Origin of the sequence: Polynucleobacter sp. IMCC 29146, from assembly GCF_021395195.1 — a bacterium.
Lineage (GTDB): Bacteria > Pseudomonadota > Gammaproteobacteria > Burkholderiales > Burkholderiaceae > Polynucleobacter.
Window position 1 is genome coordinate 55,075 of record NZ_JAJVCR010000009.1, and the last position, 12,433, is coordinate 67,507.

Genomic DNA, 12,433 nt, shown 5'->3' on the forward strand with positions numbered 1-12,433 from the left:
ATTAATGAGAAAATTATAGGGATGAACGTGAATTGCCCCCTGCTTTCAATAAAACACCTTGAAATTGCCTATCCTAATCACACTGGGCAGGGGCAGGTTATGGCTGTTAATGATCTAGATCTAGAGCTGCAGCAAGGTGAGATTGGCTGTTTATTAGGCTCCTCGGGCTGCGGTAAATCTTCTGTGCTGAGGGCCATTTGCGGCTTTGAACCCTTACAAAAAGGCGAAATTCTGCTTCGTAATAGCGTTGTTAGCTCGCCTACCACTCATATCGCGCCAAGCCAAAGACGGGTTGGTATGGTGTTTCAAGATTTTGCTCTCTTCCCACATCTGACAGTTTTAGAAAATGTCGCTTTTGGTTTGCAACATTTTCCCGGCGCTCAAAGAAAATCCCTAGCTATAGAGTGGTTAAAGCGGGTCTCATTGGCAGATAAAGCCAATGTCTTTCCTCATGAGCTTAGTGGCGGGCAACAACAACGTGTAGCCCTAGCTAGAGCAATGGCCCCCGAACCCGACCTCATTTTGCTTGATGAACCATTCTCTAGTCTAGATATTGAATTAAGAGAGCGCCTTGCAGGGGAAATGCGCGCCATTCTCAAGGCCAATAAGATAACCGCTCTATTGGTCACTCACGATCAATTCGAAGCGTTTGCAATTGCCGATCAAATTGGGGTGATGGTTGATGGCAAAGTGATGCAATGGGATTCCCCTTATGAGCTGTATCACAAACCGATTAATCGTTATATCGCCGACTTTATTGGTCGCGGCGTATTTGTCAAAGGAGTGGTTCAAGCTAGTGGAAAAGTAAATATCGAGCTGGGCGAATTAGATTTAGATCCCGGCCACAGTAACGCAGTCGGCGAAGAAATTGATGTACTACTTCGTGCTGACGATATTCAACATGATGATGCTAGCCCAACGCAAGCTGAGGTAGTGAGAAAAACGTTTCGAGGTGCCGATTTTCTCTATACTCTAAAGCTTGCATCAGGCACTGAAATTTTTGCCTTTGTTCCCAGTCATCATGATCATGCCATTGGTGAAAAAATTGGTATTCACTTAGTTGCCGATCATGTCGTCACATTTAATCAAGAAGCAGATTAAGCTAAATCATAACGGTCTAGGTTCATCACTTTATTCCAAGCTGCGGCAAAATCATTGATAAACTTAGTTTGCGCATCAGCACAAGCATAAACCTCTGCTAGCGCGCGTAACTGTGAATTAGAACCAAAAACAAGATCGACCAGCGTTCCAGACCACTTCAGCTTTCCTGTGGCTCGATCCATGCCTTCAAGCACGCCAGTAGCTGCATCTCTTTGCTGCCACTTAGTATTCATATCCAGTAAATTAACAAAAAAATCATTCGTTAAGGTCTCGGGGCGCTGCGTGAAAATACCATATGCTGACTGATCAAAATTGGCATTGAGAACCCGCATGCCGCCAATCAATACCGTCATTTCAGGTGCTGTCAGGGTCAACTGATTGGCGCGGTCAATTAAGCGTTCGGCGGCTGCAGCCACATTGCCATCGCCCATGTAGTTACGAAACCCATCGGCACGTGGCTCCAGTACAGCAAAAGAATGTATGTCAGTTTGCTCTTGCGATGCATCAGTCCGACCAGGAAAGAATGGTAGCGTTAGCGCTTGATCTGCTTTCTGGGCTGCCGATTCAATCGCTGCATTCCCGCCTAGAACAATTAAATCAGCCAGTGAAACTTTTTTTCCAGAAGTCTGTGAAGCATTGAATTCTGTTTGGATAGCCTCTAGTATTTGCAAACTAGTGGCCAACTCGGCGGGCTGGTTGACTGGCCAATCTTTTTGCGGCGCCAAACGTAAACGAGCGCCATTAGCTCCACCACGTTTATCGCCTCCCCGAAATGTGCTTGCTGATGCCCAAGCCGTTTTTACTAACTGTGCAATTGAGAGCGGTGATGCTAATATTTTTTGCTTTAAGTTAGTTATATCTTCTACATCGATCAAGGGGTGAGTGACTGGAGGAATCGGGTCTTGCCACAATTGCTGCTGCTTTGGTACAAGGGGACCAAGATAACGTGAGATAGGTCCCATATCACGGTGGGTTAATTTGTACCAAGCCTTAGAAAAAACGTCCGCCAATTCTTCTGGATGGGCATGAAACCGCTCCGAAATAATGCGGTAACTTGGATCCATCTTCAAGGCCAGATCGGTGGTAAACATCATCGGTGCATGTTTCTTAGCAGGATCATGTGCATCAGGTACGGTGCCGGCTGCCGATGCCTCTTTTGGCGTCCATTGATGAGCACCTGCGGGGCTCTTTGTTAACTCCCACTCATAACCGAATAGATGATCAAAATAGTTGTTATCCCACTGGATAGGATTTGTTGTCCATGCGCCTTCTAAGCCGCTAGTAATCGCATCATCCCCAGAGCCAGTTCCAAAAGTATTTTTCCAACCAAAGGCTTGTTCTGCAATCGGTGCAGCTTCGGGCTCTGGGCCAACATACTTTGCTGGATCAGCAGCACCATGGGCTTTACCAAAGGTATGTCCGCCAGCAATGAGAGCGACCGTCTCAGTATCGTCCATCGCCATACGGGCAAAGGTCTCCCGTATATCGCGCGCAGCAGCTAGTGGATCAGGGTTACCATCAGGGCCCTCAGGATTTACATAGATCAAGCCCATTTGTACTGCAGCGAGTGGCTTTTCTAATTCTCGGTCACCGCTATAACGCTTATCGGCTAGCCACTGTCCTTCTGAACCCCAATAAATGTCTTCACCTTCCCAGACATCTTCGCGCCCACCGGCAAAACCAACAATCTTTAAGCCCATTGACTGCAGCGCAATCGTACCGGCAAGCACCATGAGGTCAGCCCAAGAAATTTTACGACCATACTTTTGCTTAATAGGCCAAATCAATCTGCGTGCCTTATCGAGATTGCCATTATCAGGCCAGCTATTTAGTGGCGCAAAACGTTGTGTGCCAGAACCTGCGCCTCCACGACCATCGCCAATGCGATAAGTGCCTGCACTATGCCATGCCATGCGAATAAAGAATGGGCCGTAGTGCCCATAGTCAGCGGGCCACCATGCTTGTGAGTTTGTCATCAAAGCATTGAGATCTTTGATAACAGCATGTAAATCTAGGCTTTGAAATTCTTTGGCGTAATTAAAATCCTTAGGCATCGGATTCATTAGCGGTGAGTGTTGATTTAAAAGCTTGAGATCCAATTGATTGGGCCACCAGTCGGCATTCGTGGTGTGTCTGGCTAAGGCACGATCATCCGCGCTATCAGAAAACGGGCAAGTGGCTGCAGGTGACATGAAGCTTTCCTAAGAATATGAAATAAAAAAGGGTTGAATGCGCAGTTAAATGCTACCTAAATAATCGCGTTTACCAATCTCAACGCCGTTATGACGCAAAATATTGTACGCAGTGGTGACATGAAAATAGACATTAGGTAAGGCATGCCCTAATAAAAACTGGAGGCCTTTGTAATGGGTCTCTTTATCGCCTCGCTTGGTAATAATATCTTTATCTTCGGTGCCATCAATCTGCTCAGGTTTAATGCCTTCGATGAAAGCAATTGTTTTAGCAATACGTAACTTCAAATCTGCAATAGATTGCTCATTATCTTCATACACCGGAATTTCTACTCCAGCCAATCGGCCAACTAAGCCCTTTGCTGTATCAGTTGCAATTTGGATTTGTCGCGTGAGGTTAAGCATATCGGGAAATAAACGAAACAAAGTAAAGGCGGTGACATCTAATTTTTTAGCCTCGATATGGGCTTGAGTCTTATCTAATATAGCCGATAGATTCTTTAAAACATGGATGAATCGTGGTGCGCTAGCTTGGTACATTGAAATCGTCATCATTAGCCTTTAGGAAGAGAAAAATAGTAATAAGGATTCTGATGTTACTCTTGTAATATTAGTTTTGCAGAACTACCAGCGGCCATTTAGATCGGCTATATTTAGGGGTCTAAAATAAGATAATTACACTAACTAGACTTACAGGGAGAATTAGCATGAAGCGCATTATATTTAGCTTGCTAGTGTTGATGTCATACGCTGTTTTTGCCCAAACTGCATGCAAAAGCAGTGGGGATCTTGACCCCCAATATTGCGACCAAAATGGCGATATGGTTGCCGATACCCCAACCGACCCTAAATTACTTAAAACCCCATCTACGATTGTTTTCACCTATACCCCCGTTGAAGACCCGGCGGTATATGAAAAGGTGTTCAAACCCTTTACCGACCATTTAGCCCAATGCACCAGTAAAAAAGTCATTTTTTACCAAGTGCAGTCGAATGCTGCAGAAATCGAAGCTATGCGCTCAGGCCGCTTACATGTGGGCGGGTTTTCAACAGGCCCAACCGCCTTTGCTGTCAATATTGCCGGCGCTGTTCCTTTTGCTGTTAAAGGTACCGAAAAAGAATTTCAGGGATATAACTTGCTAGTGGTTGTTAAAAAATCTAGCCCTTATCAAAAGCTGGCCGATTTGAAAGGCAAAAAATTTGCCCATACATCCCCATCCTCAAACTCTGGCCATATGGCTCCAATGGCTTTATTTCCAAAAGAGGGTCTTGCGCCAGGAACCGACTACAACATTCTCTTTTCTGGTAAACATGATCAATCAATTTTAGGGGTTCGCTCAGGTGATTATGATGGTGCAGCAGTTGCCTCAGATGTATTTCATCGCATGGCAGTGAGAGGTCAAATAAATGAAGATGACTTCCGCATTATTTATAAAAGCCCTAAATTTCCAACTTCTTCTTTTGCATATGCTTATAACTTAGAGCCAAAGTTTAGAGATCAACTACTTAAGTGCTTCTTCGATTACCGTTTTACGGATGATATGAAAAAAGCCTTTGATGGTGCCGATCGTTTTTTCCCGATAACTTATAAAAAAGATTGGGCCATAGTACGCCAAGTTGCTGAAAATGGCGGGGAGAAATTTAATCGCTCTGCTTACGATAAAGAGACTTCCCGCGAAGAAGAGGCTCGCAAAAAAGCTGCTGCTAAAAATTAAATGAGTTTAAGTGTCACCACGCTAAAGATTGAAAATCTTTATAAGGAGTATGTCCCAGGTAAATTGGTATTATCAAATATCAATATTTTTGTGCAGGGAAGTGGGCTCATAGCCATCATTGGCCCTTCTGGTACAGGTAAGTCAACCCTGATTCGCTGCATTAATCGTCTAGTTGAGCCCACTCGAGGAATAATTAATTTTTGTGGTGAGAATTTAGTCACACTTAACTCTAGCTCGCTTAGAAAGGCACGGCGTCAAATTGGGATGGTTTTCCAGGAATTTAATTTAGTAGAGCGTCTGACCGTAATGGAAAATATTCTCTCTGGACGCCTCGGCTATATTTCAGCATTAAAAGCCTGGCTCAGAATTTACCCGCCGACCGATATTGAGCAAGCCTATCAATTATTAGATTTGATTGGCTTACGGGGTTTTGAAAATCAACGGGCTGATTCTCTATCTGGGGGTCAGCGCCAACGGGTTGGTATTGCTAGATCAATTATGCAAAGCCCAAGATTATTATTAGCCGATGAGCCTACATCTTCTTTGGATCCAAAAACTTCTGTAGAGATAATGAAATTGATGCAAGAGTTAGGTAATAAGCTCAATATTCCAGTAATAGTCAACATGCATGATGTTGAATTAGCAAAACGATTTGCTACCAGAATCATTGGCATGTCTGAAGGCAAAATCATTTATGACGGCTCGCCAGAACAATTGAATGATTCGGTTTTAAGGTCTATATATGGTGGCAAGGATTGGCTTCAGTAGCATTCTCCCCATCCTATAAAACAAAAATCATGTGGGCGATTTTTTTTGCTTATGTGATTTACGCTATGTCTAGGCTTGACTTTACTTGGGATCGCTTTGTCCTCGGCATCCATAATGGTGCACAATTTTTAAGTCGGATGTTTCCCCCACATGTAATGCAACCAGAGTCGATGTTTAAAGGCTTACAAGAAAGTCTGGAAATTGCTATATTGGCTTCCTTTTTCGGGGTGATTCTTTCATTACCACTTAGCATTCTAGCAGCGCGCAACTTAATGCCCAAATGGGTAACGTGGATTGCGCGTACGGTGATTGCCCTTTGTCGCAGTTTTCATCCTTTAATCGTTGCTATTCTCTTTGTTAAAGCAGTTGGCTTTGGTGCATTAGCAGGCATCTTGACCCTAATTGTGGCTTCAATTGGATTTATTGCCAAACTCTTTGCTGAAGCAATTGAAGAAATATCGCCAAAACAAGTTGAAGCCATTAAAGCAACAGGTGCGCCATTTTTAAGCGTGCTAGATTATGGCGTCTTCCCCCAAGTGATGTCCCGCTTTATTGGCTTTGTTACTTACCAAATCGATTCTAATTTAAGAAACTCAACAATGGTGGGAATTGTGGGTGCTGGAGGTATTGGAGGTACTTTATTTGCCGCCTTCCAACGCTTCGACTATGACTTTGTATGCGCTATTTTGCTCGCCATCATCGCAATGATTATGACTGGCGAATTATTAGCTAAATTGATTCGTATTCTACTTACCGGAAAACAAAGTCGAATTGAAAACGAATCATGATTACATCCCAAAAAGAATACCCTAGTACTTGGTCGCGTTATAGCTTTATTCAAGTACAACTTCGATTTTTTTTATCGCTTATAGCCATCGCACTAATTATTTTCTCAGCTAAAAATGTTGAAGTTATCCCCGAGTTTTTATTAGATGCTCCAGAACAGGTGCAGGATCTATTTTTGCGTATGTGGCCAATTGATTTTGACTACTACCCAAAGGGAATTCATGAAGCCTTGTTGGATACAATCCATATTGCAACTTTAGGCACTATTATTTCATTAGCAATTGCCTTTCCCATTGGGCTTTGCGCCTCTTATCGCTTAATACCTTTTCGCATTATTAATTTAATCGCACAATTTATTTTAGTTGCCTCAAGATCAATTAATTCAATTATTTGGGCCTTATTATTTGTGGCGATTTTTGGTCCAGGAGCTCTAGCTGGCACTCTTGCAATTGCTTTTCGATCAATTGGTTTTGTTGGTAAGTTACTGGGCGAGTCAATTGATACTGCTGACATGAACAGCATTGAAGCATTAAAAGCCTGTGGTGCACCTTGGCTTTCAATTTTTACCAAAGGCTATTGGCCTCAGATTGCGCCAAGTTTTTGGTCAATTGCCTTATTTCGTTGGGATATTAATATTCGCGAATCTTCAGTCTTGGGCCTAGTTGGTGCTGGGGGTATTGGGATGGCACTCGATTCTGCACTAAATCTATTTCAGTGGACTCGTGTTTCATTAATACTATTATGTATTTTTATTATCGTTGTAATTGCTGAAATTATCGTGACACAAATCCGCAAAAAATTAATTTGACTTTTTGAGCAATTATTCCTTGAGCCGATTAATCAATCCCAAGCCAATTGCTGATCTACCTACAAAGGTTGTCGCAGAAATTGAGTATGTATTTACAGATATAGATGACACTATTACAGACGGGGGGAAATTACTTCCTGAAACTTTTACTGCAATAGCCGCCCTTCAAAATGCGGGTTATAAAGTAATCCCAGTTACAGGAAGACCGGCTGGATGGTGTGACCTAATTGTCAGACAGTGGCCAGTAGATGCTATTGTTGGCGAAAATGGAGCCTTTTATATGTGGCAGGATAAAGTCTCAAAAAAACTTTGCACCCATCATGTTCTCCATCAAAACCAAAGGAATATTTATGCTCAGCGCCTTTTAAAAATAAAAGAGTTATTAATTAAAGAATATCCAGAAATTATTTTTGCTTCAGATCAGTTTTCACGCCTTTACGACTTAGCTATTGATGTTAAAGAGGATGTGCCACCATATTCAGCTCAAGACTTAGAAGCACTTCTACAATTTCTTGCTTCCTATGATGTAACAGCTAAATTAAGCTCGATTCATGTCAATCTTTGGTTGGGTCAATGGGACAAGCTAAGTACCACTAAACTAATGATGAAAACCCTCTTTCATAAAGACTTGGAAACTTATAATCAAGCTTGTCTCTTTATAGGCGATTCTCCAAATGATGCTCCAATGTTCTCTTATTTCAGACATTCCTTTGGAGTTGCTAATGTATTAGACTATCGGGATAGAATAGAGTTTATGCCCAAATGGGTTACTAGATCTAAGGGGGGCAAAGGTTTTTCTGAGTTAAGTGAAGTCCTGATCAGATTAAAATCTTCTGCATCAACTATCGTGAATGGATCTTGAGATGATTACTAGAAAAATTTTTATTGTAAAAATTGCATTAATGTTGAGTACGGGTCTTTTTTATTTGCCTAGTAACACTAATGCCCAAGCAAACCCGGTACCCGACTACCCTTCCAGACCAATCAAATTAGTCATTCCCTTTCCTGCAGGCGGCAGTTCTGATGGCATTGGCCGGCAAATTGCTGATAAATTATCGGGCGTATTAAAACAAACTGTAGTAGTTGATAACAAAGGAGGTGCAGGAGGGATTATTGGCACCGATTACGTCGCTAAAGCTTCGCCCGATGGCTACACCTTAGTTCTAGTCGATGTATTCCATACTAGTACGCCCATCTATACCCGTAAGATGCCTTATAACGCACTTAAAGATTTCACACCGATTTCACTAATTGGTCGATCGCCAGCATTTTTAGTTGCAAGCCCCTATTTTCAAGTTCAAACTGCTCGTGAAGCTATTACTTTTGCAAAAGCCAATCCTGGCAAAATGACCATGGCAATTGCTGGAACTGGTAGCGTTGTCGTTGATCTTTTTAAAGCACGCTCTGGGCTTGATTTTATTAGTGTTCCCTATAAAGGATCTTCACCAGCGATGATTGATTTAATGAGTGGGCAAGTAAACGTCATGATTACCACCATGGCTAGCGCAGGAACCCACATAAAAGCTGGAAAACTACGCCCATTAGCTGTGACTGGTAACAAGCGGAATAGTGATTTTCCCGAAATACCTACCTTTGCTGAATTGGGAATTAATGGCATGGACTATGAACAGTGGTTCGGCATTATGGGGCCAGCTAATCTACCAAAACCCATTATCGATAAAATCTCTTTAGCAATGAAGCAGGTATTAAATATGCCTGATGTCCGAGAGCGCTTGAGTGGAATGGCGCTTGAGGTTGCATCCCCTACCCCAGAAGAAATGAAGCGTAAGGTTGAAGAAGACAGCAACCGCTGGCAAAAACTAGCTGTAGAGCTAGATATAAAGCCGATTGATTAATTAATCTCGGTATTTTCTAACAAAGTGCGAATAAAAACTAGGTTTAACAAGCTAAAATTTCTATTTATTAATCTAATCTCAGTAGTGCTTTCTTTCAAGATGATCTTTTATGGGTATAACCCTAGATTCATATACTGAGCCGATTAAATAAGCTACTACTTACTGAGCCTCGATACCAGCAAACTGTGCGATCTTTTCATATTTTGTCATTTCTGTACGCACAAATTTTTTAAACTCATCTGTTGTCATTTGCCTTGAGCGAATGCCCGCCTTTGCATACGCGTTCTGTACTTCTTTATCTTGCATGGCCAAATTAATATCAGAATTAATTTTTTGAATGATTGCTACCGGTGTTGCGCTAGGGGCCCATAAGCCAAACCACAGACTCATGTCATAGCTAGGGTAGCCCTGTTCAGCAATCGTTGGAATATTAGGAGCAGCCTCTGAGCGTGTTTGGGTCGTTACCCCTAAGGCCTTTAATTTGCCAGAGTTAACTTGTGTAATTGCGGTATCAAAAGCAATCATAAAAAAGGCAACCCGATTACTCATCAGATCTTGCATGGCATCTGGCCCACCCTTGTATGGCACATGGACCATTTTAATGCCGGCAATTTGATTGAAATATTCTGCCGCTAAATGGGTTGAACTGCCAATGCCTGCAGAGGCGAAGGGAATTTCTCCTGGCTTGGCTTTGGCTGCCAAGACCAGATCCTTAAGAGATTGATACGGCCCACTAGGAGAGGTGGACATTAAATAGGGGGTAATTCCTAAAATATTGACATCTACTAAGGCCTTTAAAGGATCGTAAGGTAATTTTTTATAAATTGCGGGATTAGCCGCATAAGAAGCGGACTGAACTAAAAGTGTATAGCCATCAGGTTCCGCGTTCACTACTGCGCCCGTTCCAATTAAACCGCCAGCTCCAGGGCGATTTTCAACTACTACCGGCTGCTTCCAAGTTTCACTTAAATTCTTGGCCACAATACGCGCCACAATATCAACCCCAGAACCAGGCGTTAGGGGCACAATTAATTTAACTGGTCGATTTGGGTAAGACTGTGGCGACTGCGCCATACTGTACGAACTAAATAAAATAAAAATGCAACACAATATTATTTTGATTTTTTGCTTCAAGTTTTCACCTATCTCTGGGGCATATTTTGAATTGAATAACCTATGCTGATATTAGCACCCTGCGGAATTTCTGGCATCGTTAAATTCCAACTTAGCCAAGATTCTCGCATTGACCTTAACTGCTCAGGAAAATATTCGGCTAAATTTGCCCGCTCACGCTCATCTGCTCCAATATTAAAAAGGTACTCATTTTCATCGACCTTAAGATACTTCCATTCATCTACACGATAAGCCCGCTGGCCTCGATAATTCATGCGCCAAAACAGAGGCCTTTCAAATAGGTGATTAGCATTTTTTAAAATAGGCAGCATTGAGACGCCATCGAGGGGATATTCTGGGTCTATATGAGCGCCAGCAATATCCAATATCGTTGCCGTCCAGTCCATCGTGATACCAATTTGCGTACTCACTTTATTTTGAGGAATGAGGGCTGGCCAATGCACAATCCAGGGAACGCGAATGCCCCCCTCAGTCAAATCCATTTTCCCGCCGACTAAAGGCCAGTTATCAGAAAACCGCTCGCCACCGTTATCGCTAGTAAAAATAATCAAGGTGTCATTCAACAAATTTTCTGCTTGAAGTGTGGCAACTATTTTGCCAATACCTTCATCCATATGATGGATCATTTGCTGATAGGTTTTTACATTACCGCCATGCAGATGAAATAAATTATTCTTTACTTCACTTGCCAGATGGGCATCATCTCTTGTTTCCCAGGGCCAATGTGGGGCAGTGTAATGAAGGCTAATAAAAAAAGGGGTTCCTGCCCTTGCCACAGCAGATTTTTTCTGAATATATTCAATAGTTTTATTGGAAAGCAAATCTGTTAGATACCCTTCTTCGGCGGTCTCCTCGCCATTGAGCCAAAGATCATGAATTCCCTGTGAGTCACAATGGGTAAAGTAATCAACCCCACCTGCCATTGGACCAAAAAATTCATCGTAGCCCGAAAGTAAAGGTCCAAATTGTGGCGGAAAGCCTAGATGCCATTTACCAAATAAGGCAGTTTGGTAGCCCACCTCGCGGAGCATCGATGGCAAAGTGGGGATATCCACTGGCAATCCTAAAGTTGTATTGCCTCTACTTTTAAAATTAATTGGCTCCTCTGCTGCCCCACGCAAGCGATACTGATATCGTCCAGTCATCAAAGCAAAGCGCGTTGGCGAGCAGACTGGAGAATTCGAGTAACCCTGAGTAAAAAGGAGACCATTGAGTGCTAACCGATCAAGCGTGGGTGAAGCGTTTGACTTCGCGCCATAACAGCCTAGGTCTGCATAACCCAAGTCATCAGCAACAATAAAAATAATATTAGGGCGATTCACAGATTCTTTACCCACCAAATAATGCAAAAGTTAAGGGCAAATAGTATCAATAAAAAGGGGTTAATCAAGCCTAAAGCGGGAACTACAGCCTTAAAGATCAGGATTAATTGGTAAAGCTATTTTAATAGTAGGGTAATTTCACCTTTCAACAGCCTTATTCCAAAGGGCGTATATTTATTTAGGGTATTCCCTAACTTTTTTTATCAATCCATTCTTAACTGTATTTGCAACTACAAAATAAGGTTCTAAAGATGAGCTCTAGCACTTATGAGCATTTTGAAGGATGCGTTTTATGTGGGCTAATTGATACTGCAATTAGCTCTGGAATTTTTAAAATCTGGACAAAACTAATCAAAAAATCAGAATGGTTTCAGTTACTCGATAACGGTGGATTTTTTACACTTTTTATCCCTACTGATGCTGCCTTCAGTAGAGTCCCCCCAGAATATCTTCAAGCGCTTGAATCTAATCCCGAGGAATTAAACGATTTTATTGATCACTTTATTGTTCCTGAGTTTGCCTCAACTAAAGTTCATAATTCCCACTATTCCTCCATTGCTGGTGATGATCTTTTAATTGAATCCAATCTGAGTGGCCCGAGTGTAAATCGAGTCAGCATAAAAATAGAAAATATAATTGCTACAAATGGCATGATTCATGCTGTTGATTCAATTGATATTTTTAATACGAAGAAGAATTAATTCATAACTTTTTCAGTTTTTAGTAAATACCTTACTAATCAGGGCTAATT

At 42.1% G+C, this 12,433-nt stretch carries 12 protein-coding genes; 8 read left to right on the forward strand and 4 right to left on the reverse strand.

What is annotated here, in order from left to right:
* Nucleotides 1–99: 99 nt before the first annotated feature.
* Nucleotides 100–1,101: an ABC transporter ATP-binding protein gene (locus tag LZT22_RS10710; protein ID WP_233925220.1), complete on the forward strand. Its 1,002-nt coding sequence runs from the start codon at nt 100–102 to the stop codon at nt 1,099–1,101.
* Here the strand turns inward: LZT22_RS10710 and katG are convergent.
* A complete protein-coding gene (gene katG / locus LZT22_RS10715; RefSeq protein WP_233925221.1) occupies nt 1,098–3,293 on the reverse strand; it encodes a catalase/peroxidase HPI in 2,196 nt (731 codons plus the stop codon). The genes LZT22_RS10710 and katG overlap by 4 nt on opposite strands.
* Nucleotides 3,294–3,338: 45 nt before the next feature.
* A complete protein-coding gene (locus LZT22_RS10720) occupies nt 3,339–3,845 on the reverse strand; it encodes a DUF1993 family protein (protein ID WP_233925222.1) in 507 nt (168 codons plus the stop codon).
* A gap of 155 nt (nt 3,846–4,000) precedes the next feature.
* Between LZT22_RS10720 and phnD the strand changes: the two genes are divergently transcribed.
* The 6 genes from phnD to LZT22_RS10750 are packed head-to-tail and all read left to right on the forward strand — an operon-like array spanning nt 4,001 to nt 9,226.
* Entirely contained in the window at nt 4,001–5,008 is a 1,008-nt protein-coding gene (gene phnD, locus LZT22_RS10725) for a phosphate/phosphite/phosphonate ABC transporter substrate-binding protein (protein WP_255696516.1), read from the forward strand.
* A complete protein-coding gene (gene phnC / locus LZT22_RS10730; RefSeq protein WP_233925223.1) occupies nt 5,009–5,776 on the forward strand; it encodes a phosphonate ABC transporter ATP-binding protein in 768 nt (255 codons plus the stop codon).
* A gap of 29 nt (nt 5,777–5,805) precedes the next feature.
* The gene (phnE, locus tag LZT22_RS10735; protein ID WP_233925224.1) at nt 5,806–6,564 is read left to right on the forward strand and encodes a phosphonate ABC transporter, permease protein PhnE; all 759 of its coding nucleotides are present in this window, start codon (nt 5,806–5,808) and stop codon (nt 6,562–6,564) included.
* Nucleotides 6,561–7,370 carry a phosphonate ABC transporter, permease protein PhnE gene (gene phnE / locus LZT22_RS10740; protein WP_233925225.1) on the forward strand — a complete coding sequence of 270 codons (810 nt, stop codon included), beginning with the start codon at nt 6,561–6,563 and terminating at the stop codon, nt 7,368–7,370. Before phnE (LZT22_RS10735) ends, phnE (LZT22_RS10740) begins: the two co-directional genes overlap by 4 nt.
* Nucleotides 7,371–7,389: 19 nt before the next feature.
* Complete coding sequence (locus tag LZT22_RS10745) at nt 7,390–8,232, forward strand: HAD family hydrolase (protein ID WP_233925226.1); 843 nt, start codon at nt 7,390–7,392, stop codon at nt 8,230–8,232.
* Nucleotide 8,233: 1 nt separating this feature from the next.
* On the forward strand, nt 8,234–9,226 hold the full coding sequence (locus LZT22_RS10750) for a tripartite tricarboxylate transporter substrate binding protein (protein WP_233925227.1): 993 nt from the start codon (nt 8,234–8,236) through the stop codon (nt 9,224–9,226).
* A gap of 159 nt (nt 9,227–9,385) precedes the next feature.
* Here the strand turns inward: LZT22_RS10750 and LZT22_RS10755 are convergent, their stop codons facing one another.
* Together LZT22_RS10755 and LZT22_RS10760 are read right to left on the reverse strand one after the other, a co-directional pair.
* On the reverse strand, nt 9,386–10,360 hold the full coding sequence (locus LZT22_RS10755; RefSeq protein WP_233925228.1) for a tripartite tricarboxylate transporter substrate binding protein: 975 nt from the start codon (nt 10,358–10,360) through the stop codon (nt 9,386–9,388).
* An 8-nt stretch (nt 10,361–10,368) separates the two neighbouring features.
* Nucleotides 10,369–11,682 (reverse strand): sulfatase-like hydrolase/transferase, encoded by a 1,314-nt coding sequence (locus tag LZT22_RS10760; protein WP_233925229.1) that lies wholly within the window; start codon nt 11,680–11,682, stop codon nt 10,369–10,371.
* A gap of 224 nt (nt 11,683–11,906) precedes the next feature.
* Here LZT22_RS10760 and LZT22_RS10765 point away from each other — a divergent pair, with 224 nt between their 5' ends.
* Nucleotides 11,907–12,383 (forward strand): fasciclin domain-containing protein, encoded by a 477-nt coding sequence (locus LZT22_RS10765; RefSeq protein ID WP_233925230.1) that lies wholly within the window; start codon nt 11,907–11,909, stop codon nt 12,381–12,383.
* Nucleotides 12,384–12,433: the final 50 nt, after the last annotated feature.